Source organism: Mycobacterium sp. IS-1496, from assembly GCF_001499995.1.
In the GTDB taxonomy this organism is placed as follows: domain Bacteria; phylum Actinomycetota; class Actinomycetes; order Mycobacteriales; family Mycobacteriaceae; genus Mycobacterium.
Genome location: NZ_LQIU01000012.1, coordinates 333,744 through 359,480, shown reverse-complemented (window position 1 = coordinate 359,480; position 25,737 = coordinate 333,744). Strand labels below are relative to the sequence as shown.

The following is a 25,737-nucleotide window of genomic DNA, read 5'->3' as shown; positions in this document are numbered from 1 at the left end:
TCCGCGGTCACGAATTCTTCGTCAGCAAACTCTACCGCGTAGCTGACAGGAGCACCGGCGGGAACTCAGCCGAGAATCAGCCCCGAGGTCGGCACACCCGTGCCCGCGGTGACGAGCACGTGCTCGACGTCGGGCACCTGGTTCACCGACGTGCCGCGCAGCTGGCGCACCCCTTCGGCGATGCCGTTCATCCCGTGGATGTACGCCTCGCCGAGCTGGCCACCATGGGTGTTGATGGGCAGCCGCCCACCGATCTCGATCGCACCGCCGGCGATGAAGTCCTTCGCCTCACCCTTACCGCAGAAGCCCAGCTCCTCGAGCTGGATCAGGGTGTACGGCGTGAAGTGGTCGTAGAGGACCGCGGTCTGGATGTCGGCGGGCGACAACCCGCTCTGTCCCCAGAGTTGGCGTCCGACGAGGCCCATCTCCGGCAGCCCCAGTTCCTCGCGGTAGTACGAGTACATGGTGAACTGATCGGCGCCCGCGGCCTGCGCGGCCGCCTCGATGACCGCCGGCCGGTGCTTCAGATCCTTGGCCCGCTCCGGAGTGGTCACCACGATCGCCACGCCGCCGTCGGTCTCCTGGCAGCAGTCGAGCAGCCGCAGCGGCTCGGCGATCCACCGCGAGTTCTGATGGTCCTCGATGGTGATGGGCTTGCCGTAGAAGTGCGCCTTCGGATTGTTCGCGGCGTGCTTGCGATCAGCCACCGAGACCGCGCCGAAATCGGCACTGGTCGCGCCATATTCGTGCATGTAGCGCTGGGCGATCATGGCCACCGACGCGGCCGGCGTGCTCAGGCCGTGCGGGTAGGACCAGCTGTACTCGACGCCGCGGGAGTCAGCGTTGACCGTCAGACCGGTCATCACCTGACCGAACCGGTGCTCGGAGCGCTCGTTGAAGGCCCGGTAGGCCACGACGACCTCTGCGACACCGGTCGCGACGGCCAGCGCCGCCTGTTGCACGGTGGCCGCCGCGGCCCCTCCGCCGTAACCGATCTGGCTGAAGAAGGTCAGGTCGCCGATCCCGGTGGAGCGCGCGACGGCGGTCTCCAGATTCGAGTCCATGGTGAACGTGACGAGGCCGTCGACATCCGACGGCTTGAGGCCGGCGTCGTCCAGTGCGTCGAGCACGGCCTCGGCGGCGAGGCGAAGCTCGCTGCGGCCCGAGTTCTTGGAGAAGTCGGTCGCGCCGATACCCGCGATCGCGGCCTTGCCGGAGAGCATCAGTGGTCCCCCAGTTCGAGTGTCGCCGTGGCGATGACGTGATTGCCGAGACTGTTGGCGCCGACCACCTTCACGGTTGCGACGCCGTCGTCGACGGCGGTCACCTCGCCCGTGAACATGATGGTGTCGTACGCATACCACGGAACACCCAGGCGCAGGCCGATCGACTTGATCCGCGCCGAAGGGCCCGCCCAGTCGGTCAGATACCGCTGCACCAGACCGGTATCGGTCAGGATGTTGACGAAGATGTCCTTGGACCCCTTGGCCTGCGCCTTGTCCCGGTCGTGGTGGACGTCCTGGTAGTCGCGGGTCGCGATGGCCGTGGACACGATGAACGTGGGGTCGCCGTAGATCTGGAGCTCGGGCAGCTTGGTCCCGACCTCCGCGCTGGGCGCGCTCATGCCGCGGGCTCCCATGCGTACAGCGTCCACGCGGGGCTGACATCACTGTCCGGGAAGTCGATATACATGGCGCGCACCGGCATTCCGATCTGTACTTCGCTGGGGTCGACGCCACGTAGCTCGCCGAGCATCCGCACACCCTCCTCCAACTCGACGAGGGCGATGACGAAGGGCAGGCTGCGACCGGGCACCTTCGGTGCGTGGTGCACGACGTAGCTGTAGACGGTGCCGTTCCCGGAAGCCACGACGTAGTCGATCGGCGCCTCTTTCTCCTGCCACACCGCGGGGACCGGCGGGTGCTGCAGCGTGCCGTCGGGGCGACGCTGGATCCGCAACTCGTGGGCGTTGACGCCGTCCCAGAAGAACCGGGTGTCCTTCGACGAGGCCGGCCGCATGAGCTTGTCCGGATCCAGGTCGTCGGGCACCGCCGGCTTGTCCTCGGCGCGCGGCATGAACTTCATGATGCGCCAGTTCATCTCGGCGACCGTCTCGTCACCGGAGTTGCCGTTGGGCACAGTCCACGTGATGAGTTGGTTGATGAAGTAGCCCTCACCCAGCGCCGTCTGCTTGGGCCCCACCACGTCGGTGATCTCGGCGTGGATGGTGACCTCGTCGCCCGGCTGCAGATACCTGTGGTAGGTCTGCTCGCAGTTGGTCGCCACCACCCCGACGTAGCCCGCATCGTCGAAGAGCTTCATCATCTTGGTCAGCGGGTCGTCGTCGGAGCGACCCTGACCCAGGCCGCCCATCGTCCACACCTGGATCATCGCCGGCGGCGCCACGATGCCGGGGTGCCCGGCGGCCTTGGCCACCTCTTCGTCGACGTAGATCGGGTTCTTGTCACCGATGGCGTCGACCCAGTGGTGGATCATCGGCTGGTTCACCGGATCTCGGCCGGCCCGCGGCTCGCTCCTGCCCGCCGCCTTGATCTCCTCGATGCCCGGCTGCAGATCCGCGCTCACCTGTGTCCTCTGTTCTTCGCGCAAGCGCTCATCACCGGGGCACCCGGGGGACCTTGAGGCCCGACGCGGCAATCATCTCGCGCATGACCTCGTTGACCCCGCCGCCGAAGGTGATGACAAGGTTGCGCTTGGTCTGGCTGTCCAACCACCGCAGCAGTTCGGCGGTATCGGGTTCAGCGGGGTTGCCGTAGGCGCCGACGATCTCCTCGGCGAGCCGGCCGATACGCTGAATGCGTTCTGTCGAGAAGACTTTCGTAGCGGCGGCGTCGGCGACCGCGATGGTCTCCCCCGCCGCGGCGACCTGCCAGTTGAGCAGTTCGTTGATCCGCCAGACCGCGCGGATCTCGCCGAGCGCCCGCCGGACGTTGTCGTTCTCGAGAGGAGTCACGCCGTTCGACCCCGGCTTCGACGCCCACGCGTGCACGCGGTCGTAGATTCCGGCGACCTTGCCCGCCGGGCCGAGCATGACGCGCTCGTGGTTGAGCTGGGTGGTGATCAGCTTCCAGCCCGCGTTCTCCTCACCGACGAGCATGTCGGCGGGAACGTGGACGTCGTTGTAGTAACTGGCGTTGGTGTGGTGGGCGCCGTCGGACAGGATGATCGGCGTCCACGAGTAGCCGGGGTCCTTGGTGTCGACGATCAGGATCGAGATGCCCTTGTGCTTGGCGGCTTCCGGATCGGTGCGGACTGCCAGCCAGATGTAATCGGCGTCGTGGGCACCGGTGGTCCAGATCTTCTGACCGTTGACGATGTACTCGTCGCCGTGCCGCACCGCCGAGGTCCGCAGCGAGGCGAGGTCGGTGCCCGCCTCGGGTTCGGAGTAACCGATCGCGAAGTGCACCTCGCCGGCGAGGATGGCGGGCAGGAACTTCTTCTTCTGTGCTTCGGTGCCGTACACCTGCAGCGTCGGACCGACGGTCTGCAGCGTGACCGCGGGCAGCGGCACGTCGGCGCGGGCTGCCTCGTTGACGAAGATCGACTGCTCGACGGGGCCGAAACCCAAGCCGCCGAACTCTTTCGGCCAGCCGACACCGAGCTTGCCGTCGGAGCCCATCCGCTTGATCACCGCGCGGTATGCCTCGTTGTGCCGGTCGGTCTCCATCGCGTCGCGCTCTTCGGGCGAGATGAGCGTCGAGAAGTACTGCCGCAGTTCGGCTTGCAGTTGCCGCTGCTCGGGTGTCAGGTCAATCAACATGTCAGACTCCCACCAGGTCCAGACGGTGTGACGGCCCGCCCAGTAACCGGGCCAGGTCCTTGATCGTCGAGTAGTAGCGGTTCATCGGGTAGGTGATGTCCATGCCCATACCGCCGTGCAGGTGGTGGCAGGTCTGCATGACCGGCGGTGCCTGCGAGGTCAGCCAGTAGCCGAGCACCTCGAGGTCGTCGTCGGCGTCACGCCCCTCGGCGAGACGCCAGACCACCGACGTGGCAGCCAGATCCAGTGTGCGGGAGGCGATGTAGACCTCGGCGAGTTGGGCGGCCACGGTCTGGAACGTCGACAGCGGACGTCCGAACTGATGCCGATTCGCGACGTAATCCGCGGTCAACCGCAGCGCGCCGGCCACCAGGCCGGCGGCGAACGCCCCGGTCGCCGCCAGTGCCAGTCCGTTCACGCGGCGGACCGCCTCCGGACCGGTGGCGAGCACATCGGCATCGTCGACCGCCACGTCGGAGAAGGTGACTGCCGCTTCGTCGCCGCCGTTCGACGTCGGTGTCCCGGTGATCTGCACACCGTCGGCAGACGCCGCGACCACCGCGACACCACCGTCGGTGCTCACCAGGATCCATTCCGCGGCATCGGCATACGGGACGCCGACCTTCGTACCGTTGAGGCGTCCGCCGGACAGCGCGGTCGCCGGCCGGTCGGGCAGTGCCGCACCCGGCTCGTTGAGCGCCGCGGTCAGGATCGCACCCTTGGTCACACCGGCCAGGTAGCGGTCCTGCTGGGCCTCGGACGCGAGGTCGAGCAGCGGGACGAGCCCGAGACCGAGCGTGGCGAGCGCCGGACTGATGGTGCCGTGCCTGCCGATCTCGGTCAGCGCGGTGGCCAGTTCGGCCAACCCGACTCCGTCACCGCCGAGGCGTTCCGGCACGCCGAGCGCCGTGACGCCGCCGGAAACCAGAGCGTCCCAACTGTTGTCGCGCTCGAGCACCGACGTCACCACATCCGCGACAGCCTGCTGCCCTTCGTCTGGACTGAAATCCACCCGAATCCTCCTTGATCGGTGGGAGCCGGCGTCAGTGGCTGACCGGGCACTTGCCGGTGTAATCCACCTGCCAGTGCTTGATGCCGTTGAGCCAACCCGACTTCAGCCGTTCCGGATCACCGATCGGCTTGAGGTCCGGCATCTGGTCGGCGACGGCGTTGAAGATGAGGTTGATGGTCATCTTGGCCAGGTTGGCGCCGATGCAGTAGTGGGCGCCGGTACCGCCGAACCCGACGTGCGGGTTGGGGTTTCGCAGGATGTCGAACGTGTGCGGGTTCTCGAACACCTCGTCGTCGAAGTTGGCCGAACGGTAGGACATCACCACCCGCTCGCCCTTCTTGATCTTCACGCCACCGAGTTCGGTGTCTTCCAGGGCGGTGCGCTGGAACGCCGACACCGGGGTGGCCCAGCGGACGATCTCGTCGGCAGCGGTCTCCGGCCGTTCCTTCTTGTAGAGCTCCCACTGATCGGGGTTCTGCGAGAACGCGATCATGCCGTGGGTGATCGAGTTGCGGGTGGTCTCGTTGCCGGCCACCGCGAGCATCACCACGAAGAAGCCGAACTCGTCGTCGGAGAGCTTCTCCCCCTCGATGTCGGCCTCGATGAGCTTGGTGACGATGTCGTCGGTCGGGTTCTTGGCCCGTTCCTCGGCCATCTTCATCGCGTAGGTGATCAACTCGAACGACGACATGGCCGGATCGATGTCGGCGTACTCGGGATCCTCACCGGCGGTCATCTCGTTGGACCACCGGAAGATCTTGTCGCGGTCGTCCTGCGGCACGCCGAGCAGTTCGGCGATGGCCTGCAGGGGCAGTTCGGCCGAGACCTGTTCGACGAAGTCGCCGGAGCCCTCCGCCTTGGCGGTCTCGGCGATCTTCTGTGCGCGCGCCCGCAGTTCGTCTTCGAGCCGTCCGACGGCGCGGGGGGTGAAGCCACGCGAGATGATCTTGCGCAGACGAGTGTGCTGCGGCGCGTCCATGTTCAGCAGCACGGCCTTCTGCAGGTCGATCGCGTCGCGCGTCATGTCCTGGGGCCACACCGGGATGGCGCCGTCGGGCGAGCTGCCGAAGATGTCGCTGCGCTTGGACACCTCCTTGACGTCGGCATGCTTGGTCACCAGCCAGTAGCCCTTGTCGCCGAAGCCGCCCGTACCGCCGGGCACGTCGACCCAGTGGATAGGCTCGGACTTGCGCAGTTCGGCGAGTTCCTCGACGGGAAGCCGCTCGAGGTTCAGGGTCGCGTCGAGGAAGTCGAAGTCAGGGGCGACGGGGCACGAGTTAGGGCCGGGCATCAAAAGCTCTCCTCAATTGCAACGTGTTCTAGTGCCAGTAAAACACGGCTCCACCGCAGATGAAAGGCACGGCGGCATCGCTGCTTGTCAGACGAATGAAACGTGTTCTAGCCTGACGCAATGGGTAACCCTGTCATCGTTGAAGCCACCCGCAGCCCGATCGGCAAGCGGAACGGATGGTTGTCGGGCCTGCACGCGACCGAGCTGCTCGGCGCGGTGCAGAAGGCGCTGGTCGACAAGGCCGGGGTCGACGCGGGGGACGTCGAGCAGATCATCGGCGGCTGCGTCACACAGTACGGCGAGCAGTCGAACAACATCACCCGCGTCGCCTGGCTGACGGCCGGGCTGCCCGACCACGTCGGCGCCACCACCGTCGACTGCCAGTGCGGCAGCGGCCAGCAGGCCAACCACCTGATCGCCGGGTTGATCGCCGCCGGCGCCATCGACATGGGCATCGCATGCGGTGTCGAGGCGATGAGCCGGGTCGGACTCGGGGCGAACGCCGGCCCCGACCGGTCGAAGATCCGCGCTGAGTCGTGGGACATCGACATGCCCAACCAGTTCGAGGCCGCCGAACGCATCGCCAAGCGCCGCGGCATCACCCGCGAGGACATCGACCAGCTCGGGTTCGCCTCGCAGGCCAAGGCGAAGCAGGCGTGGGCAGAGAACCGCTTCGACCGTGAGATCTCCCCGATCGTGGCCCCGGTGCTCGACGAGAACAAGCAGCCGACGTCCGACCGGGCGCCGGTGTCCAAGGACCAGGGGCTGCGCGACACCACCCTCGAGGGACTGTCCCAGCTCAAGCCGGTCATGGAGGGCGGCATCCACACCGCGGGCACCTCGTCACAGATCTCCGACGGCGCTGCGGCGGTGCTGTGGATGGACGAGGACAAAGCCCGCGCGCTCGGCCTGACCCCACGCGCCCGGATCGTCAGCCAGGCGCTGGTCGGCGCGGAGCCGTACTACCACCTCGACGGCCCGGTGCAGTCGACGGCCAAGGTGCTCGAGAAGGCCGGTATGAAGATCGGCGACATCGACCTCGTCGAGATCAACGAGGCGTTCGCCTCCGTCGTCCTGTCGTGGGCCCGCGTCCACGAACCGGATATGGACCGCGTCAACGTCAACGGCGGCGCGATCGCGCTGGGTCACCCGGTCGGCAGCACCGGCAGCCGGCTGATCACGACGGCCCTGCACGAACTCGAGCGCACCGACAAGTCGACGGCGCTGATCACCATGTGCGCGGGCGGGGCCCTGTCGACGGGCACCATCATCGAGCGGATCTGAGGCGCTAGGCGGGTACGACGGCGGGCCGGATCTTCGCCCGGATGTGGTGGATCAGACCGTCGGACGCGGGGATCAGGAACGTCTCGTCGACGTGGGCGACCACGCGACGACCGGCGACCGTGGCCTTGGTGACGACGGTGAACGTCGCATGCACCTCGTCGCCGACGACCCGGAACGTCCGGTCGGTGGTGGCGGCGATGATCCGGTACTGCGGTCCACCGGTCAGGCTGCGGCGCAGGTGTTTTCCGGAGAACCCGGTCTTGAGTCCGACCTCGACCCGCACGCAGCCCGGCGCGAACGGCACAGCGTCGGCCCGGTGGGTGGCGAGTGCGTCGACGTAGGCATCCGCCGCAGCGATGCGGTCGGTGTCGGAAACAGTGTCCATCCACCGAGCATAGGAGACCACCATGCCGAAGTCACCGCCCAGCAGACTCAACTCACCGGCAGCAGACTTCTTCATCAAGTGGATGTCGCGCGGAAACACGTTGTTGTACAAGGTCAGTGGCGGCCGGGTGGGCGGATCGTTCGGCAATGCGCCGGTGGCACTGTTGACCACCATCGGCCGCAAGACCGGTGAACCGCGGGTCAGTCCGCTGATCTTCCTGCGCGACGAAGCACGCGTGATCCTGGTCGCGTCCCGTGGCGGCAGCAACAAGCATCCGATGTGGTACCTCAACCTGCGGGCGAATCCCACAGTGCAGGTGCAGATCAAGGACGAGGTGCTGACGCTGACCGCGCGCCTCGCCACGGTGGACGAGCACGCACAGTACTGGCCGAAGCTCACCGCGATGTACCCGAGCTTCGACGACTACCGGTCGTGGACCGACCGGGAGATCCCGATCGTGGTCTGCGAGCCGTAGAACTCAGGCGCCGTAGACGGGCACCGGCGGGCGCGCCTTGGCGAGCAGATCCGAGACCACGGGGCCCAGTTCGGCCGGGTCCCAGCGGGCGCCCTTGTCCACCTGCGGGCCGTGCGCCCAGCCCTCGGCGACGCGGATCTTGCCGCCTTCGACCTCGAACACCTTGCCGGTGACGTCGCGGGCCTCGACGCTGCCCAGCCACACCACCAGTGGCGAGACGTTCTCCGGTGCCATGGCGTCGAAGTCGTCGTCCTGGGTCGACATCATCTCGGCGAAGACCGTCTCGGTCATCCGGGTGCGGGCCGACGGCGCGATCGCGTTGACGGTGACGCCGTAGCGGCCCATCTCGGCGGCGGCCACCAACGTCATCGCGGCGATGCCGGCCTTGGCGGCGCTGTAGTTCGCCTGGCCCACGCTCCCCTGCAGCCCGGCTCCGGAACTGGTGTTGACGATGCGGGCGTCAACGGCGTTGCCCGCCTTGGCCTGCGTCCGCCAGTACGCGGCGGCGTGCTTCATCGTGGCGAAGTGCCCCTTGAGGTGAACGGCGATGACCGCGTCGAATTCCTCTTCGCTGGTGTTGGCGAACATCCGGTCACGCACGATGCCCGCGTTGTTGACCAGGACGTCCAACCCGCCGAAGGCGTCGACGGCGGTCTGGATCAGGCCCTCGGCCTGTGCCCAGTCCGCGACGTTGGCACCGCTGGTGACGGCTTCGCCTCCGGCGGCGGTGATCTCGTCGACGACGGTCTGCGCGGCGCTGCCGCCACCGGCCGGGGATCCGTCCAGGCCGACACCGATGTCGTTGACCACCACCCGCGCGCCTTCGGCGGCGAATGCCAGAGCGTGCGCACGGCCGATACCGCCGCCCGCCCCCGTCACGATGACCACGCGGCCGTCGAGCAGTCCCATATGTGTTGTCTCCTCTTACTTTTTGATGTCGGCGGTGGTGGTCGACAGATAGTGCGGGGGTTCGCCACCACCGTGCACTTCGAGCGATGCGCCGCTGATGTAGGAGGCCGCATCGGAGGCGAGGAACGCCGTCGCCCAGCCGATGTCGTCCGGTTTGGCCAGCCGGCCCAACGGCACGTTGCGGGATATCGCGGCGATCGAGTCGGCGTCCCCGTAGAACAATTCGGCCTGTTCGGTCTCGACCATCCCGACCACCACCGAGTTGACCCGGACCTTGGGCGCCCACTCGACGGCGAGTGTGGTGGTCATGTTCTCCACCCCGGCCTTCGCCGCACCGTAGGCGACGGTGCCCGGCGTGGGCCGCCTGGCGCTCACACTGGTGATGTTGACGATGGCGCCGCCCGACTCCTGTGTCTGCATGACGGCGTTGGCGTGGGTCGAGACCGACAGGGCGCCAAGCAGGTTCAACTCGACGATCTTCCTGCTGAACTTCGCCGAGGCCTCGGCGGCGGGCACGTAGGGCGAACCGCCGGCGTTGTTGATCACGACGTCGAGGTGGCCGTGCGCGTCGACGATCGCGTCGATGAGCGCCTTCACCGAATCGTCGTCGCGGATGTCGCACGGGTGGAATTCGTACGGGCTGCCCTCGACCGGCCGACGCGCGCAGGTCACGACCGTGGCGCCCTGAGCTGCGAAGACGGCACTGATCCCGGCGCCGACACCGCGGACGCCACCGGTCACCAACACCACCCGGCCCTTGAGTCCCAGTTTGATTCCAGCGGCGTCACTCACTGTGCTAGCGTACCAAGCAAGTGCTTGCTTAGGTAGCCACCCCAGCAGTCCGCTCAGGAGACGGAGTTTTCAGATGAGCATCTCCCGCAAGACCGTGGAACCGGGCATCGTCTCGGTCACGGTCGACTACCCGCCCGTCAACGCGATTCCGTCGCGGGGCTGGTTCGAACTCGGCGACACGATCACCGCCGCTGGCCGCGACCGCAGCACGCACGTGGTGATCCTGCGGGCCGAGGGCCGCGGATTCAACGCCGGCGTCGACATCAAGGAGATGCAGAACACCGAGGGGTTCACCGCGCTCATCGACGCCAATCGCGGGTGCTACCACGCCTTCCGCGCGGTGTACGAGTGCGAGGTTCCCGTCGTCGCCGCGGTCAACGGCTTCTGCGTCGGTGGCGGTATCGGTCTGGTCGGCAACGCCGACGTGATCGTCGCGTCCGACGACGCGAAGTTCGGTCTGCCCGAGGTCGAGCGTGGCGCGCTGGGCGCCGCGACGCACCTGTCTCGGCTGGTGCCGCAACACATGATGCGCCGGATGTTCTTCACCGCGTCGACCGTGAGCGCCGAGACCCTGCACCACTTCGGGTCGGTACATGAGGTGGTCCCGCGGGAGGACCTCGACGAGTCCGCGCTGCGGGTGGCCCGCGACATCGCGAGCAAGGACACCCGGGTGATCCGCGCGGCCAAGGAAGCCCTCAACTTCATCGACGTCCAACCGGTCAACGCCAGGTACCGCATGGAGCAGGGTTTCACGTTCGAGCTCAATCTGGCCGGCGTCTCCGACGAGCACCGGGACGCGTTCGCGGGGACATCGAAGGGCGAGGGTAAATGATTCGGCGGGCACGAGCGAAGCGAGCGGGTAAGTGACCGACAAGAGAACGACTCTCGACGAGGCCGTCGCCTCCATCGAGAGCGGGATGACCATCGGCATCGGCGGTTGGGGCTCCCGACGCAAGCCCATGGCGTTGATCCGCGCCCTGCTGCGCACCGACGTCACCGACCTCACCGTGGTCACCTACGGCGGGCCCGACCTCGGACTGCTGTGCTCCGCGAACAAGGTCAAGCGGGTCTACTACGGGTTCGTATCGCTGGATTCGCCGCCGTTCTACGACCCGTGGTTCTCCAAGGCGCGCACCAGCGGATCGATCGAGGCACGCGAGATGGACGAGGGCATGCTGCGGTGCGGCCTGCAGGCCGCCGCGCAACGCCTCCCGTTCCTGCCGATCCGCGCCGGCCTCGGCAGCGACGTCCGGGCGTTCTGGGGGGACGAACTCAAGACGGTCACCTCGCCGTATCCGACCGACGGCGGTCACGAGGAACTCATCGCCATGCCGGCGCTGAACCTGGACGTGGCCCTGGTGCACCTGAATCTCGGTGACACACAGGGCAACGCGGCCTACACCGGGATCGACCCCTACTTCGACGACCTGTTCCTCATGTCGGCGCAGAAGCGGCTGGTGAGCGTCGAGCGGGTGGTGCCCACCGAGGAACTCGTCAAGGCCGTTCCGCCACAGGCGCTGCTGGTGAACCGGATGATGGTCGACTCCGTCGTGGAAGCGCCCAACGGCGCCCATTTCACCACTGCCGAACCGGATTACCGCCGGGACGAGAAATTTCAGCGGCACTACGCCGAGGCAGCGGGGTCCGACGAGTCGTGGGCCGAGTTCGTCAAGACGTACCTGGCCGGCACTGAGGACGACTACCAGGCCGCGGTCCGGAAGTTCGCCGAACAGCAGGGAGCCGCGAAATGACCGATGTGACCCGTGCCGAGGTGTGCGCCGTCGCGTGCGCCGAGTTGTTCCGCGATGCCGGCGAGATCATGGTCAGCCCGATGGCGAACATGGTGTCGATCGGCGCCCGGCTCGCGCGCCTGACCTTCTCGCCCGACATCCTGTTGACCGACGGTGAGGCCCGCCTGCTGGCCGACACTCCCGCGCTCGGCGCGACGGGCGCCATCGAGGGCTGGATGCCGTTCGGCCGCGTCTTCGAGACGCTCACGTGGGGGCGGCGCCATGTTGTCATGGGCGCCAACCAGATCGACCGGTACGGCAACCAGAACCTGTCGGCCTTCGGCCCGATCCAGCATCCGAAGCGGCAGATGTTCGGGGTGCGCGGCGCACCGGGCAACACCATCAACCATGCCACCAGCTATTGGGTCGGCGGACACAGCAAGAGGGTGTTCGGCGAACAGGTCGACATCGTGTCCGGGGTCGGGTGGGACAAGGTGGACTCCGGCAATCCGGCGTACCGGTTCCTCGACGTCTACCGCGTCGTGAGCAACCTCGGCGTCTTCGACTTCAACGGCCCCGACCACCAGATGCGCGCGCTGTCACTACATCCGGGCGTCGCCGCCGAACAGGTCGCCGAGAACACCTCCTTCGAGGTCCACGGCCTGGACACCGCCGAGGTGACCCGCGAGCCGTCCAGCGAGGAGCTGCGCCTGATCCGCGAGGTCATCGACCCGAAAGCGCTGCGCGACAGGGAAATCCGGTCGTGACTCGCCTGAAGACCCCGCTCACCGATCTGGTCGGCATCGAACATCCCGTCGTGCAGACCGGGATGGGCTGGGTGGCCGGGGCGCGTCTGGTGTCGGCGACGTCGAACGCCGGCGGACTGGGCATCCTGGCCTCGGCGACCATGACGCTCGAGGAACTGCAGACGGCGGTGACCAAGGTCAAGGCCGCCACGGACAAGCCGTTCGGCATCAACATCCGCGCCGACGCCGGTGATGCCGACGAGCGCGTCGACCTGCTGATCCGGGAGGGCGTGAAGGTGGCGTCCTTCGCGCTGGCGCCGAAGCCGGACCTGATCGCGAAGCTCAAAGAGGCGGGCGTCGTCGTCATCCCGTCGGTCGGCCTGGCCAAACACGCCAAGAAAGTCGCCGGATGGGGCGCCGACGCGGTCATTGTGCAGGGTGGCGAAGGCGGCGGGCACACCGGTCCGATCGCGACGACGCTGCTGCTGCCGTCGGTGCTCGACGCCGTCGCAGGTACCGGCATGCCGGTGATCGCCGCGGGCGGCTTCTTCGACGGGCGCGGCCTCGCCGCGGCGCTGTCGTACGGCGCCGCCGGAGTCGCGATGGGCACCCGCTTCCTGCTCACCTCCGATTCGACCGTGCCCGACGCCGTCAAGCAGCGGTACCTGCAGGCCGCGCTGGACGGCACTGTGGTGTCGACCCGGGTCGACGGGATGCCGCACCGCGTGCTGCGGACGGGGCTGGTCGAGAAGCTCGAGAGCGGTTCACCGGTGCGGGGTTTCGCCGCGGCGGTGGGCAACGCCCAGAAATTCAAGAAGATGTCCGGGATGACATGGCGCTCGATGGTCAAGGACGGCCTGGCCATGCGTCACGGCAAGGAACTGACCTGGGCGCAGGTCGTGATGGCGGCCAACACTCCGATGTTGCTCAAGGCCGGACTGGTCGAGGGGAACACCGATGCGGGTGTGCTGGCGTCCGGCCAGGTGGCCGGAATCCTCGACGATCTGCCGTCGTGCGCGGAACTGGTGCCGTCGATCGTCGACGACGCCGTCACACATCTGAGGGCAGCCGCGGCACTCGTGGAATAAACGCCGATGAAGCACATGGGTGAATTCCACCGGAATTAAGCTATGGTCTTCATATGGCGGATGTTAAGCCAGAACCTTCAGTGACGGCTGCGGTGATCGGCGACGTCGTCGCCTCCCGCCGTGCCCCCGACCGGCGCGCACTCCACCGCCACCTCGGCGCCGCACTTCGCGCGGCCGGGTTCGCCTTCACCGTCGGCGACGAGTTCCAGGGCACCCACCAGAGCGTCGGTGCCGCGATCGACGCCGCGCTGACCGTACGCCTCGCCGTCGCACCGGACATCGACATCCGCTTCGGCATCGGCTGGGGCCTGGTCACGATGCTCGACGCCGAGACCGGCATCCAGGACGGGCCGGGTTGGTGGGCGGCGCGCGAGGCGATCGAATGGACCGCAACGGCCCAGCGGCAACCGGGCCTCGCGGCGGTGCGGACGTCGTATCGCCGGGCCGCGGACACCGCGGGGCCGGACGTCGACGCCGTCAACGCCGCCCTGTTGTGTCGGGACCACCTGCTTGGATCACTCGATGACCGATCACTGCGGATCCTGAAGGGCCTGTTGAGCAACCACACCAAGAAGGACATCGCCGCCGCCGAGCACGTCAGCGCCTCGGCGGTGTCCCAGCGCGCCGGCCGCGACGGGCTCGACCTGCTCGTGTTGACCGCGACCTATCTGCGCGGTGTCCGATGAGCGCCCTGGCCGTCCTGCTGATCGCGATCGGCGTCGCCGACGTGGTCCGGCGGGTCACCTCCCGCGCCTGGCTGCCCGTCGCGATCGTCCCCGTGACGGTGGTGGCCTGCGCCCTGCTGGCCGGCCTGTGGCACCGCGGCGACATCCCACTGCTCGTGCTCGCCGCTGCCGCAGGCATCGCGTGGGAAGTGCTCGGCGCGCGGGCGGAACGCACCGGCCGACGGCCGTGGGCACCGCTGTTCGTACTGGCGGCGGCCGCCGCCGCACTGATCATGCTGTCCGGATGGGCCTCCGAGGTCGCCGGGCTGGTGGGCCGCTGGTCGGACTGGACACAGCTCCCGGCGGTCGGCGCGATCAGCGCGGACCGGCTCCTGATGGTCGTGGCCGTCGTCCTGCTGCAGTTGGTCACCGGCAACCAGCTGGTGCGACTGGTGTTGGCGTCGGTCGGCGCGGTCAAACCCGCCGGACAACCGCAGGCGTCGGATCGGCTCAAGGGCGGGCGACTGCTCGGGCCGATGGAGCGGCTGCTGATCCTGGGCCTCGGGCTGGCCGGGCAGCTGGCGGCCGCCACCGCCGTCGTCGCCGCCAAGAGCATCATCCGGTTCCCTGAGATCAACGCGCAGAAGGCGAAGGCAAACGGCAACGGCGACTTGGGGATCGGCATCGACGAGGTGACGGAGTACTTCCTGGTCGGCAGTTTCGCCAGCTGGATCATCGCGCTCGGAGGGTTGGCGCTGGCGCAATAACGGCATTCGCCGGTGATCTGCCTCCGTCCGTTCATAAACTCCCGGCATGAAGACCAACGCGGCGATTCTGTGGGAGTACGGGGGCGACTGGACGGTCGAGGAGATCGATCTCGATCCGCCGGGCGACGGCGAGGTGCTGGTGTCCTGGGAGGCCACCGGGCTGTGCCACTCCGACGAGCACATCCGCACCGGCGATCTGCCCGCGCCGCTACCGCTGATCGGTGGCCACGAAGGGGCGGGGATCGTGCGTGAGGTGGGTGCCGGCGTCGTCGGGCTCGCTCCCGGCGACCACGTCGTCGCCTCGTTCCTGCCCGCCTGCGGCCGGTGCCGCTTCTGCTCGACCGGCCACCAGAACCTGTGCGATCTCGGCGCGATGATCATGGCAGGCACCCAGCTCGACGGCACCTACCGGCGCCACGTCCGCGGGCAGGACGTCGGCGTGATGGCACTGGTCGGCACGTTCTCGCAGTACGGCACGGTTCCGGAGGCGTCCATCGTCAAGATCGATGACGACATCCCGCTGTCGCGGGCCTGTCTTCTGGGATGCGGCGTCACCACCGGATGGGGTTCGGCGGTCAACACCGCCGACGTGTCGCCTGGTGACACCGTCGTCATCATCGGGCTCGGCGGCATCGGCAGCGGTGCGATCCAGGGCGCGCGGCTGGCCGGCGCCGAGAAGATCGTCGTCATCGAGCCGGTGGAGTCCAAGCGGGAGTTGGCTTTCCGGTTCGGCGCCACGCACTTCGTGACCTCGATGGAGGAGGCCACCGCGCTGGTCGCCGACCTCACCCGTGGCGTGATGGCCGATTCGGCGATTCTGACCGTCGGCCTGCTCGAGGGCACGATGCTCGAGGAAGCCGCGAACATCATCCGCAAGGGCGGCGCCGTCGTGATGACGGCCCTGTCGACGATGGCCGACAACCAGCCGACCTTGGGCATGATGATGTTCACGCTCTTCCAGAAGCGGCTGCTGGGCAGCCTCTACGGTGAGGCCAACCCGCGCGCCGACATCCCGCGACTGCTGTCGCTGTACCGCGAGGGCAAGCTACTCCTCGACGAGACGGTCACGCACGAGTACAAACTCGCCGAGGTCAACGAGGGTTACGAGGACATGCGCGCCGGACGGAACATCCGCGGCGTGATCCTGCACGACCACTGAGTTCTCTGCGCGGGGCAACTAGAGGCGCTCGATGATCGTGACGTTCGCGGTGCCGCCGCCCTCACACATCGTCTGCAGACCGTAGCGGCCGCCCGTGCGCTCCAGCTCGTTGAGCATGGTGGCGAACAGCTTGGCCCCGGTGGCGCCGAGCGGGTGGCCGAGCGCGATCGCGCCGCCGTTCGGGTTGACCTTCTCCGGATCGGCCTTGGTCTCCTTGAGCCAGGCGATGACCACGGGGGCGAATGCCTCGTTGATCTCCACGACGTCGATGTCGTCGATCGACAGCCCGGTCTTGTCCAGCGCGTACTGCGTCGCCGGAATGGGTCCGGTCAGCATGAACACCGGGTCGGCGCCACGAGCGCTGATGTGGTGGATGCGGGCCCGCGGCTTGAGGCCGTGCTCCTTGACGGCTTGCTCGGAAGCCAGCAGCACCGCACTCGATCCGTCGGAGATCTGACTGGCCACCGCGGCGGTCAGCCGGCCACCCTCGGACAGTGGCTTGAGCGACGCGAGCTTCTCCAGCGTCGACTCGCGCGGGCCCTCGTCGACCCCGAAGTCACCGACCGGAAGAGTCTCGTTGTCGAAGTGGCCGCCGCGGATCGCCGCGAACGCCCGCTGGTGGCTGGTGTAGGCGAACTTCTCCATCTCCTCGCGGGAGATGTCCCACTTCTCGGCGATCAGCTCGGCGCCGCGGAACTGCGAGATCTCCTGGTCGCCGTAGCGGTGGCGCCAGTTCTCCGACTCACCGGTCGGCGAGGTGAAACCGAACTCCTTGCCGACCACCATCGCCGACGCGATCGGGATCTGGCTCATGTTCTGCATGCCGCCGGCCAGGATGATGTCCGCGGTGCCGGACATGATGGCCTGCGCGCCGAAGGAGATGGCCTGCTGGCTCGACCCGCACTGGCGGTCGACGGTCACACCCGGCACCTCCTCCGGGTAGCCGGCGGCGAGCCAGGCGTTGCGGCCGATGTTGCCGGCCTGACCGCCCAGGGCGTCCACGCAGCCGACGATCACGTCGTCCACGACACCCGGATCGACGTCGTTGCGGTCGAAGATGCCGCGGAACGCGTGCACGCCGAGGTCGATCGGATGGACGTGGGCCAGCGAGCCGCCGCGCTTGCCGACGGGCGTCCGCACAGCGTCGATGACATACGCCGTTGAGGAAGGCACTGCCATGGGTCATTCTCCTTCGGATGCGCCGGCGGTGATTCCGCCGAGGACTATGGATAGGTACTGCCGGCCGACCTCCTCGGCCGAAAGCGGGCCGCCCGGCTGATACCAGCGGACCGACACCCAGGTGGTGTCCCGGATGAAGCGGTAGATCAGGTCGACGTCGATGTCGGGCCGGAAGTAGCCCTCCGTGATGCCCTGGTTGAGCACCTCGATCCACATCTTGCGCTGCTCACGATTACGCTCCTCGACGTAGGAGAAGCGCGGCTGCGACGACAGCCGCTTGGCCTCGTCCTGGTAGATGACGACCTGGGCGTGCCGGGTGGCGATCGCCTCGAACGACGCCAGGAACAGGCCCTTGAGCCGTTCGAGCGGGTTCGGTTGGGTCTCGACGATCTGGTGGTACCGCTCGAACAGCCAGTCCAGGAAGCCGCGCAGCAGCTCGTCGATCATCTCCTCCTTGGAGGAGAAGTGGTGATACAGGCTGCCCGACAAGATGCCCGCCGAATCGGCGATGTCCCGCACGGTGGTGGCCCGCAGCCCGCGCTCGGCGAACATCGTCGCGGCGAGCTCGAGGAGCTCGTCGCGGCGGGTCGGCGGCTGGCCGGCTGCGGGGGTGCTCACGGGTGCTGGCTCGAGACTGAGATCACTTCGCCCGTCAGGTAACTCGAGTAGTCGCTGGCGAGGAAGGCGATGGTGGCCGCCACCTCCCACGGTTCGGCCGCGCGGCCGAACGCCTCGCCCTGAGACAACCGGTCGAGCAGATCGGAGGAACTGACCTTCTCCAGGAACTTGTGCCGCGCGATGCTCGGCGACACGGCGTTGATCCGCACGCCGTGCTCGACGGCCTCGATCGCGCTGCACCGCGTCAGGGCCATGACCCCGGCCTTGGCCGCGGCGTAGTGCGCCTGGGAGTGCTGTGCCCGCCAACCCAACACGCTCGCGTTGTTGACGATCACACCGCCATGGCCGGCCTCGCGGAAGTAGCGCAGTGCGGCTCGGGTGGCCCGCATGACCGACGTCAGGGTCACGTTCAGGACGCGGTCCCATTCCTCGTCGGTCATGTCGACCACGGGTGTCTCGCCACCGAGGCCGGCGTTGTTCACCAACACGTCGAGGCGGCCCAGGCGCGCGGTCGTCGACGAGATCAGGGCGTCGACCTGCGCGGTGGACGTCACGTCACAGACCACGCTCTCGACCCGGCCGAGGCCGAGTTCGAACAGCTGGTCACGTGTTTCGCCCAGCCGGCGTTCGTGGTGATCGGAGATCACCACGTCGGCGCCCTCGTTGAGTGCGCGACGGGCGACGGCCGAACCGATACCGGTGCCCGCGGCGGCGGTCACGACGACGACCTTGCCGGTCAGCAGTCCGTGACCCTCGATCTCCTTCGGCGCTTCTGCGAGCGTCATGCTGCTCCTCCGGTCTTCGCGCGAGCGCTCATCCGCGAGCCTCCCTGGGTAGGCCGAGCACCCGCTCGGCGATGATGTTGCGCTGCACCTCGTTCGACCCGCCGTAGATCGTGTCGGCCCGCGAGAACAGGAACAACCGCTGCCATTCGTCGAAGTCGCCGTCGGCCAGCGTCAGACCCGCCATCCCGGCGACGTCCATCGCGATCTCGCCGAGTTCGCGATGCCAGTTGGCCCACAACAGTTTCGACACGTTGTCTTGGCCGGGTTGTTCGACGTCCATCGTGGCCAGCGCATACGACCGCATGGTGCGCAGCCCGGCCCACGACCGGGTGAGCCGCTCGCGGATCAGTGGATCGTCCGCGGCGCCGGTCTTCTTAGCCAGTTCCGCGACCCCGGACAGCTCGCGGGCGTACTCGATCTGCTGACCGAGCGTGGACACCCCGCGCTCGAAGGTCAGCGTGCCCATCGCGACGCGCCAGCCGTCCCCGGGTTCGCCGACGACCAGTGACGCGTCGGTGCGGGCGTCGTCGAAGAAGACCTCGTTGAACTCGGAGTCGCCGGTGAGCTGGATGATCGGGCGCACCTCGACACCGGGCTGGTCCAGCGGCACCAGAAGGTAGGACAGTCCGGCGTGGCGCTTGGACCCCTTCTCGGTGCGGGCGACGACGAAACACCACTGCGCCCAGTGCGCCAGTGAGGTCCACACCTTCTGGCCGTTGATCACCCAGGAGTCGCCGTCGAGCACGGCGGTGGTCGATACGTTCGCCAGGTCGCTGCCCGCGCCGGGCTCCGAATAGCCCTGGGACCACAGCTCGGTGACGTCGACGATCTTCGGCAGGAACCGCTGCTGCTGCTCCGGGGTGCCGTAGGCGATGAGCGTCGGCCCGAGCAGTTCTTCGCCGAAGTGGTTGACCTTCGCGGGGGCGTTGGCGATCGCGTACTCCTCGTAGAACGCGACGCGGTGCGCGACCGACAGTCCGCGGCCGCCGTGTTCGACCGGCCACCCCAGACATGTCAGACCGGCCGCGGCGAGATGGCGGTTCCACGCCAACCGCTCTTCGAACGCCTCGTGTTCACGGCCGGGTCCGCCCAGCCCCTTGAGCGCGGCGAATTCACCGACCAGGTTGTCGGCGAGCCACTGCCGGACCTCGGCCCGGAACTCCTGGACCTCTATCACCCCTGTAGGCTAACCTACCAAGCACTTGCTTTGTTAGAGGAGCATCGATGACGACCCCCGCGAGAACGATCCCTGCCGTTCTCGACCGGATTGCAGAGCAGTTCTCCGACCACGAGGCCGTGGTGACAGACGACCGTCGCCTCACCTATACGCAACTGCGTGACGAGGTGCGCCGGACCGCCGCGGCGATGATCGACCTCGGCATCGCCGCCGGCGACCGGGTAGCGATCTGGTCCCCCAACACCTGGCACTGGATCGTCGCCGCCCTGGCCACGACCTATGCCGGCGGCGTCGTCGTCCCTCTCAACACCCGCTACACCGCCAGCGAGGCGAGCGACATCCTGGCCCGCACCGCGGCGCCGCTGCTCGTCGCGGCCGGTGAGTTCCTCGGCATGGACCGGACCGCCGACCTCGACCGCAGCGCGTTGCCGGCGCTGCGCCACATCGTGCGGGTACCGATCGATGCAGACGACGGCACCTGGGACGAGTTCGTCGGGCGGGGAACCGATCTCGAGGCGGCCGATGCGCGGGCGGCCGCCGTGGCGCCCGACGACGTGTCCGACATCCTGTTCACCTCCGGCACCACCGGCCGCAGCAAGGGTGTGCTGTGCGCGCACCGGCAGTCACTGGACGCACCCGCGGCCTGGGCCGAGTGCGGACAGCTCACCAGTGCCGACCGCTATCTGTGCATCAACCCGTTCTTCCACAACTTCGGCTACAAGGCGGGCATCCTCACCTGCCTGCAGACCGGCGCCACGCTGATCCCCCAGCTGACGTTCGACCCGGAGAAGGCGATGGCCGCGGTCGCCGAGCACCGCATCACCGTGCTGCCCGGCCCGCCGACGATCTACCAGACCCTGCTCGACCATCCGAAGCGTTCGGAGTACGACCTCAGCTCGCTGCGGTTCGCGGTCACCGGCGCCGCGGTGGTCCCCGTCGTGCTGATCGAGCGCATGCAGACCGAGTTGGACATCGACATCGTGCTGACCGCGTACGGGCTCACCGAGGCGAGCGGTTTCGGCACGATGTGCCGGGCCGACGACGACGCCGTCACCGTCGCCACCACGTGTGGGCGGCCCATCGCCGACTTCGAACTGCGCATCGACTCGCCCGACGAACACGGGGCGGGTGAGGTGCTGCTGCGCGGGCCGAACGTGATGCGCGGATACCTCGACGACCCCGAGGCCACGGCCGCGGCGATCGACGCCGACGGCTGGCTGCACACCGGGGACGTGGGCACCGTCGACGAGCGGGGCAACCTGCGGATCACCGACCGGCTCAAGGACATGTACATCTGCGGCGGCTTCAACGTCTATCCCGCGGAGATCGAACAGGTGCTGGCCCGCCTCGACGGGGTCGCCGAATCGGCCGTGATCGGCGTGCCCGACGAGCGGCTCGGCGAGGTCGGCAAGGCCTTCGTCGTCGCCAAACCGGGCGTGCACCTCGACGAGCGGGCCGTGATCGCCCATGCGCGAGAACATCTCGCGAACTTCAAGACACCGCGGTCGGTGGAATTCCTCGACGTGCTGCCCCGCAACCCGGGCGGCAAGGTCGTCAAACCGCTCCTGAGGAAGAGAGCCTGAATGGATCTGACGTTCGACGACGCCACCGAGGACTTCCGCGCCGAGGTCCGCGAATTCCTGGCGGCGCACCGCGACGAGTTCCCGACGAAGTCCTACGACTGCGCCGAAGGGTTCGAACAGCACCGGCGCTGGGACAAGGTGCTCTTCGACGCCGGCCTGTCGGTGATCGCATGGCCGGAGCGCTTCGGTGGCCGCGACGCGACGCTGTTGCAGTGGATCGCGTTCGAGGAAGAGTACTTCCGCGCCGGCGCACCCGGACGTGCGAGCGCCAACGGGACGTCGATGCTGGCGCCGACGCTGTTCGCGCACGGCACCGAGGAGCAACTCGACCGGGTCCTGCCCAAGATGGCCAGCGGCGAGGAGATCTGGGCGCAGGCCTGGTCGGAGCCCGAGTCGGGCAGCGATCTGGCGTCGCTGCGATCGACCGCGACGCGGACCGACGGCGGGTGGCTGCTCAACGGACAGAAGATCTGGAGTTCGCGGGCGGTCTTCGGAGACCGGGCCTTCGGGCTCTTCCGGTCCGACCCGGAGGCGCAGCGACACAAGGGTCTGACGTACGTCATGTTCGATCTGAAGGCCGACGGGGTGACTGTCCGCCCGATCGCCCAGCTCGGCGGCGACACGGGCTTCGGCGAGATCTTCCTCGACGACGTGTTCGTCCCCGACGCCGACGTCATCGGCGAGGTCAACGACGGCTGGCGGGCCGCGATGAGCACGTCGAGCAACGAGCGCGGCATGTCGCTGCGCAGCCCGGCGCGGTTCCTGGCCCCCGCCGAACGCCTGGTCGCCGAATGGCGGAAGGACCGCGACCCGGCGCTCGCCGAGCGGGTCGCCGACGCGTGGATCAAGGCGCAGGCGTACCGGTTGCACACCTTCGGCACCGTCACGCGCGTCGCGGGCGGCGGTGAGCTCGGCGCGGAATCCTCGGTGACCAAGGTCTTCTGGTCCGATCTCGATGTGGCGCTGCACCAGACGGCGCTCGACCTGCGCGGCGCGGACAGCGAGCTCGCCGACAGCTGGACCGACGGTCTGCTGTTCGCACTCGGTGGCCCGATCTACGCCGGGACCAACGAGATTCAGCGCAACATCATCGCTGAGCGGCTGTTGGGTCTGCCCCGCGAGCCGAAAGGGCAAGCGAAGTGAACTTCGAACTCGACGATCAGCAGCGGGATTTCGCCGCCAGCATCGACGCCGCACTGACGGCTGCCGATGTGCCCGCCGCGGTGCGGGCGTGGTCCGCCGGTGACACCGCGCCCGGCCGCAAGGTGTGGGCCACGCTGGCCGACCTCGGGGTGACCGCGCTGATGGTGGCCGAGGAACACGACGGTATCGACGCCACACCGGTCGATCTGGTGGTCGCCGCCGAACGGCTCGGCCGCTGGTGCGTTCCGGGTCCGGTGGTCGAATCCGTCGCGGTGGCACCGGTTCTGCTGCGCGGTGACGAGCGCAGTGCCGCGTTGGCCGCCGGTGAACTGGTCGCCACCGTGGCCTTGCCCCCGCATGTGCCGCGCGCCGTGGACGCCGACGCCGCCGGTCTGGTGCTGTTGGCGCAGGACGGGTCGGTCAGCGAGGCCACCGCCGCCACGCAGCACGAGTCCGTCGACCCCGCGCGGAAGTTGTTCGAGGTCAACCCATCCGGTTCCGCACGCGCGGCGGACGTCGACCGCGCATTCGAGTTCGGGGTGCTCGCGACGGCCGCGCAACTCGTCGGCGCGGCGCAGGCGATGCTCGACCAGTCGGTGGAGTACGCCAGGCAGCGCCATCAGTTCGGCCGGGCGATCGGTTCGTACCAGGCGATCAAACACAAGCTGGCCGACGTGCACATCGCCGTCGAATTGGCGCGGCCGCTGGTGTACGGCGCCGCACTGTCACTCGGCGACGGCTCCCCCGACACGGTTCGCGACGTCAGCGCGGCGAAGGTGGCCGCGTCCGACGCGGCGCTGCTGGCCGCCCGGTCAGCCCTGCAGACGCACGGCGCGATCGGCTTCACCCACGAACACGACCTGTCCCTGTGGCTGCTTCGTGTGCAGGCCCTGCATTCTGCGTGGGGATCCCCCACGTGGCACCGCGGACGGGTTCTGGAGGCCTTCTCATGAGCGAAGAACGCGAACTGCTGCGCCAGACCGTGGCGGCACTGGTGGAAAAGCATGCCTCGCCGGAGGCCGTCCGCGAGGCCATGGCCTCGGAGCGCGGCTACGACGAGTCGCTGTGGACGCTGCTGTGCGAACAGGTCGGCGCGGCCGCGCTGGTCGTACCCGAGGAACTCGGCGGCGCAGGCGGGGAACTCGCCGACGCGGCGGTGGTGCTGCAGGAACTGGCCAGGAACCTGGTGCCGACACCGCTGCTCGGCACGACCCTGGCCGAGCTGGCGCTGCTGGCGGCCGACGAGCCGGACGCCGGGGCGCTCGAGGGGCTGGCCGAGGGCGCCACGATCGGCGCGGTCGTCTTCGACCCCGGCTACGTGGTCAACGGGGACGTCGCCGACGTCGTGGTCGGCGTCGCGGGCGGACAGCTCAGCCGGTGGACCTCCTTCGAGGCGCACAGGCTCGAGGCGATGGACCTGACCCGCAGGCTGGCCCGCGTCGAAGCGGGTGAGACGGTCGCGATCGGCGCCGACCCCGGGTTGGCGGACACCGCGGCACTTCTCGTGGCCGCCGAGCAGATCGGTGCGGCCACCCGGTGCCTCGAGCTGACCGTCGCCTACACCAAGGACCGGGTGCAGTTTGGCAGGCCGATCGGCAGCTTCCAGGCGCTCAAACACCGGATGGCCGACCTGTACGTGAAGGTGCAGTCCGCCAAGGCGGTCGTCGACGAGGCGCTGGCGGAGCCCTCTCCGGTCTCCGCGGCGCTGGCCCGGTTCTCGGCCAGCGAGGCGTTCACCGCGGTGGCGGGCGAGGCGGTACAGATGCACGGCGGCATCGCGATCACCTGGGAGAGCGACATCCAGCTGTACTTCAAGCGCGCGCACGGCAGCGCGCAGCTGCTCGGCCCGCCACGCGAGCAACTGCGCCGGCTCGAGGCTCAAGTGCTCTAGGCGGCTCGGCCGCCGTGGTGCTCTAGGCGGCTGATCCCCGCACAGCCACACCGATGTTCTAGCCTCGAATCGATGAGTGGAGCGCACGCGAAGCACACAGAGCCCCGGGACGTGGCGCTGCGCGCCGGCATCCCGCCGTTCTATGTGATGGACGTCTGGCTCGCCGCCGCGGAACGCCAACGCAGCCACGGCGACCTGGTCAACCTGTCAGCCGGTCAACCCAGCGCGGGCGCGCCGGAGGCGGTGCGCGAAGCCGCCATCGCCGCGCTGCACGGCAATCGACTCGGGTACACCGTCGCACTCGGCATCCCGGAACTGCGCGAGGCCATCGCCGGCCGGTACGCCGACCAATTCGGCCTGACGGTCGGGTTCGACGACGTCATCCTCACCACCGGATCCTCCGGCGGGTTCCTGCTGGCGTTCCTGGCCTGCTTCGACGTCGGCGACCGGGTGGCGATCGCCAGGCCGGGCTACCCCTGCTACCGCAACATCCTCTCGGCACTGGGCTGTGAGGTGGTCGAGCTGCCGTGCGGCGCCGACACCCGCTTCCAGCCGACCGTCGACATGCTCGCCGAGCTCGACCCGCCGGTGCAGGGCGTGATCGTCGCCAGCCCGGCGAACCCCACCGGCACCGTCATCCCGCCCGAGGAGCTCGCCGCGATCGCGGCGTGGTGTGAGGCGACGGGCACCCGGCTGATCAGCGACGAGGTCTACCACGGACTGGTCTACGACGGCGCCCCACAGATCAGCTGCGCATGGCAGACGTCGCGAAAAGCGGTGGTGGTCAACAGCTTCTCCAAGTACTACGCGATGACCGGGTGGCGGCTGGGCTGGCTGCTGGTGCCGAGCGAACTGCGCCGCGCCGTCGACCGGCTGACCGGCAACTTCACGATCTGCCCGCCCGCGCTGGCACAGCACGCCGCGGTGGCCGCGTTCACCCCCGAGTCGACCGCCGAGGCCGACGGTCTGCTGGCCCATTACGCCGACAACCGGCGCCTGCTGCTCGACGGGCTGCGCGCCATCGGCATCGACCGGCTGGCTCCGGCGGATGGAGCGTTCTACGTCTACGCCGACGTCTCGCATCTCACCGACGCCTCGCTTTCGTTCTGCGCGAAGCTGTTGGCCGACACCGGTGTCGCGATCGCGCCGGGCATCGACTTCGACACCGTGCACGGCAACTCGTTCGTCCGACTGTCGTTCGCGGGTCCGACCGACGACATCACCGAGGCGCTGAACCGCATCGGGGCCTGGCTGAACTGACTTGTCGGTGGCGCGGG

Annotated in this window: 27 protein-coding genes; 14 read left to right on the top strand and 13 right to left on the bottom strand. The window is 68.4% G+C overall.

Annotated features, from left to right (window positions below):
- Nucleotides 1–65 precede the first annotated feature (65 nt).
- The 6 genes from ltp2 to AU195_RS09225 are packed head-to-tail and all read right to left on the bottom strand — an operon-like array spanning nt 66 to nt 6,084.
- Complete coding sequence (gene ltp2 / locus AU195_RS09250; protein WP_059158734.1) at nt 66–1,223, bottom strand: 17-hydroxy-3-oxo-4-pregnene-20-carboxyl-CoA lyase; 1,158 nt, start codon at nt 1,221–1,223, stop codon at nt 66–68.
- Nucleotides 1,223–1,624 (bottom strand): MaoC family dehydratase, encoded by a 402-nt coding sequence (locus AU195_RS09245; protein ID WP_059158802.1) that lies wholly within the window; start codon nt 1,622–1,624, stop codon nt 1,223–1,225. Before AU195_RS09245 ends, ltp2 begins: the two co-directional genes overlap by 1 nt.
- The gene (locus AU195_RS09240) at nt 1,621–2,586 is read right to left on the bottom strand and encodes a bifunctional MaoC family dehydratase N-terminal/OB-fold nucleic acid binding domain-containing protein (protein WP_059158733.1); all 966 of its coding nucleotides are present in this window, start codon (nt 2,584–2,586) and stop codon (nt 1,621–1,623) included. Before AU195_RS09240 ends, AU195_RS09245 begins: the two co-directional genes overlap by 4 nt.
- 31 nt (nt 2,587–2,617) lie before the next feature.
- Nucleotides 2,618–3,781, bottom strand: coding sequence for an acyl-CoA dehydrogenase FadE29 (fadE29, locus tag AU195_RS09235; protein ID WP_059158732.1), 1,164 nt, complete (start codon nt 3,779–3,781; stop codon nt 2,618–2,620).
- A 1-nt stretch (nt 3,782) separates the two neighbouring features.
- The gene (locus AU195_RS09230; RefSeq protein ID WP_059158731.1) at nt 3,783–4,793 is read right to left on the bottom strand and encodes an acyl-CoA dehydrogenase family protein; all 1,011 of its coding nucleotides are present in this window, start codon (nt 4,791–4,793) and stop codon (nt 3,783–3,785) included.
- Between the two features lie 31 nt (nt 4,794–4,824).
- Complete coding sequence (locus AU195_RS09225; protein WP_059158730.1) at nt 4,825–6,084, bottom strand: cytochrome P450; 1,260 nt, start codon at nt 6,082–6,084, stop codon at nt 4,825–4,827.
- A gap of 120 nt (nt 6,085–6,204) precedes the next feature.
- Between AU195_RS09225 and AU195_RS09220 the strand changes: the two genes are divergently transcribed.
- A complete protein-coding gene (locus AU195_RS09220; protein WP_059158729.1) occupies nt 6,205–7,368 on the top strand; it encodes a steroid 3-ketoacyl-CoA thiolase in 1,164 nt (387 codons plus the stop codon).
- A gap of 4 nt (nt 7,369–7,372) precedes the next feature.
- Here AU195_RS09220 and AU195_RS09215 read toward each other — a convergent pair whose 3' ends face one another.
- Nucleotides 7,373–7,753 carry a DUF8021 domain-containing protein gene (locus tag AU195_RS09215; RefSeq protein WP_059158728.1) on the bottom strand — a complete coding sequence of 127 codons (381 nt, stop codon included), beginning with the start codon at nt 7,751–7,753 and terminating at the stop codon, nt 7,373–7,375.
- 22 nt (nt 7,754–7,775) lie between these two features.
- Between AU195_RS09215 and AU195_RS09210 the strand changes: the two genes are divergently transcribed.
- Nucleotides 7,776–8,228 (top strand): nitroreductase family deazaflavin-dependent oxidoreductase, encoded by a 453-nt coding sequence (locus AU195_RS09210; RefSeq protein WP_059158727.1) that lies wholly within the window; start codon nt 7,776–7,778, stop codon nt 8,226–8,228.
- Nucleotides 8,229–8,231: 3 nt separating this feature from the next.
- Here the strand turns inward: AU195_RS09210 and AU195_RS09205 are convergent, their stop codons facing one another.
- Together AU195_RS09205 and AU195_RS09200 are read right to left on the bottom strand one after the other, a co-directional pair.
- Nucleotides 8,232–9,137 (bottom strand): SDR family oxidoreductase, encoded by a 906-nt coding sequence (locus AU195_RS09205; RefSeq protein WP_059158726.1) that lies wholly within the window; start codon nt 9,135–9,137, stop codon nt 8,232–8,234.
- Between the two features lie 15 nt (nt 9,138–9,152).
- Complete coding sequence (locus tag AU195_RS09200) at nt 9,153–9,929, bottom strand: SDR family oxidoreductase (protein WP_059158725.1); 777 nt, start codon at nt 9,927–9,929, stop codon at nt 9,153–9,155.
- 73 nt (nt 9,930–10,002) lie between these two features.
- On the opposite strand from AU195_RS09200, the gene echA20 reads away from it, so the two are divergent.
- Genes echA20 through AU195_RS09165 form a run of 7 tightly spaced genes read left to right on the top strand, consistent with a single transcriptional unit; the run spans nt 10,003 to nt 16,084 of the window.
- A complete protein-coding gene (echA20, locus tag AU195_RS09195) occupies nt 10,003–10,761 on the top strand; it encodes a (7aS)-7a-methyl-1,5-dioxo-2,3,5,6,7,7a-hexahydro-1H-indene-carboxyl-CoA hydrolase (protein ID WP_059158724.1) in 759 nt (252 codons plus the stop codon).
- Nucleotides 10,762–10,792: 31 nt separating this feature from the next.
- Nucleotides 10,793–11,680, top strand: a complete 888-nt coding sequence (ipdA, locus tag AU195_RS09190; protein ID WP_059158723.1) for a cholesterol ring-cleaving hydrolase subunit IpdA — start codon at nt 10,793–10,795, stop codon at nt 11,678–11,680.
- The gene (ipdB, locus tag AU195_RS09185) at nt 11,677–12,426 is read left to right on the top strand and encodes a cholesterol ring-cleaving hydrolase subunit IpdB (RefSeq protein ID WP_059158722.1); all 750 of its coding nucleotides are present in this window, start codon (nt 11,677–11,679) and stop codon (nt 12,424–12,426) included. Before ipdA ends, ipdB begins: the two co-directional genes overlap by 4 nt.
- Nucleotides 12,423–13,493 (top strand): (3aS,4S,5R,7aS)-5-hydroxy-7a-methyl-1-oxo-octahydro-1H-indene-4-carboxyl-CoA dehydrogenase, encoded by a 1,071-nt coding sequence (gene ipdC, locus AU195_RS09180; protein ID WP_059158721.1) that lies wholly within the window; start codon nt 12,423–12,425, stop codon nt 13,491–13,493. The genes ipdB and ipdC overlap by 4 nt, the downstream gene beginning before the upstream one ends.
- Before the next feature lie 53 nt (nt 13,494–13,546).
- On the top strand, nt 13,547–14,179 hold the full coding sequence (locus AU195_RS09175; RefSeq protein WP_059158720.1) for a SatD family protein: 633 nt from the start codon (nt 13,547–13,549) through the stop codon (nt 14,177–14,179).
- On the top strand, nt 14,176–14,925 hold the full coding sequence (locus tag AU195_RS09170) for a hypothetical protein (RefSeq protein ID WP_059158719.1): 750 nt from the start codon (nt 14,176–14,178) through the stop codon (nt 14,923–14,925). Before AU195_RS09175 ends, AU195_RS09170 begins: the two co-directional genes overlap by 4 nt.
- A gap of 46 nt (nt 14,926–14,971) precedes the next feature.
- The gene (locus AU195_RS09165) at nt 14,972–16,084 is read left to right on the top strand and encodes an NDMA-dependent alcohol dehydrogenase (RefSeq protein ID WP_059158718.1); all 1,113 of its coding nucleotides are present in this window, start codon (nt 14,972–14,974) and stop codon (nt 16,082–16,084) included.
- 18 nt (nt 16,085–16,102) lie between these two features.
- Here AU195_RS09165 and fadA6 read toward each other — a convergent pair whose 3' ends face one another.
- The 4 genes from fadA6 to ipdE1 are packed head-to-tail and all read right to left on the bottom strand — an operon-like array spanning nt 16,103 to nt 19,843.
- Nucleotides 16,103–17,263 (bottom strand): steroid 3-ketoacyl-CoA thiolase FadA6, encoded by a 1,161-nt coding sequence (gene fadA6 / locus AU195_RS09160; protein WP_059158717.1) that lies wholly within the window; start codon nt 17,261–17,263, stop codon nt 16,103–16,105.
- A gap of 3 nt (nt 17,264–17,266) precedes the next feature.
- On the bottom strand, nt 17,267–17,881 hold the full coding sequence (gene kstR2, locus AU195_RS09155) for a TetR family transcriptional regulator KstR2 (protein ID WP_059158716.1): 615 nt from the start codon (nt 17,879–17,881) through the stop codon (nt 17,267–17,269).
- Nucleotides 17,878–18,666: a (5R,7aS)-5-hydroxy-7a-methyl-1-oxo-2,3,5,6,7,7a-hexahydro-1H-indene-carboxyl-CoA reductase gene (gene ipdF / locus AU195_RS09150; protein WP_059158715.1), complete on the bottom strand. Its 789-nt coding sequence runs from the start codon at nt 18,664–18,666 to the stop codon at nt 17,878–17,880. Before ipdF ends, kstR2 begins: the two co-directional genes overlap by 4 nt.
- 28 nt (nt 18,667–18,694) lie before the next feature.
- Complete coding sequence (ipdE1, locus tag AU195_RS09145; protein WP_059158714.1) at nt 18,695–19,843, bottom strand: acyl-CoA dehydrogenase IpdE1; 1,149 nt, start codon at nt 19,841–19,843, stop codon at nt 18,695–18,697.
- 47 nt (nt 19,844–19,890) lie between these two features.
- Between ipdE1 and fadD3 the strand changes: the two genes are divergently transcribed.
- From fadD3 to AU195_RS09120, 5 genes are all read left to right on the top strand, one after another.
- Nucleotides 19,891–21,426, top strand: a complete 1,536-nt coding sequence (gene fadD3, locus AU195_RS09140; RefSeq protein ID WP_059158713.1) for a 3-((3aS,4S,7aS)-7a-methyl-1,5-dioxo-octahydro-1H-inden-4-yl)propanoate--CoA ligase FadD3 — start codon at nt 19,891–19,893, stop codon at nt 21,424–21,426.
- Nucleotides 21,427–22,569: an acyl-CoA dehydrogenase family protein gene (locus tag AU195_RS09135; protein WP_059158712.1), complete on the top strand. Its 1,143-nt coding sequence runs from the start codon at nt 21,427–21,429 to the stop codon at nt 22,567–22,569.
- Nucleotides 22,566–23,522, top strand: a complete 957-nt coding sequence (locus AU195_RS09130) for an acyl-CoA dehydrogenase family protein (protein ID WP_059158711.1) — start codon at nt 22,566–22,568, stop codon at nt 23,520–23,522. Before AU195_RS09135 ends, AU195_RS09130 begins: the two co-directional genes overlap by 4 nt.
- Entirely contained in the window at nt 23,519–24,460 is a 942-nt protein-coding gene (gene ipdE2 / locus AU195_RS09125; protein ID WP_059158710.1) for an acyl-CoA dehydrogenase IpdE2, read from the top strand. The genes AU195_RS09130 and ipdE2 overlap by 4 nt, the downstream gene beginning before the upstream one ends.
- 72 nt (nt 24,461–24,532) lie before the next feature.
- Nucleotides 24,533–25,720 (top strand): pyridoxal phosphate-dependent aminotransferase, encoded by a 1,188-nt coding sequence (locus tag AU195_RS09120; RefSeq protein ID WP_059158709.1) that lies wholly within the window; start codon nt 24,533–24,535, stop codon nt 25,718–25,720.
- Nucleotides 25,721–25,737: the final 17 nt, after the last annotated feature.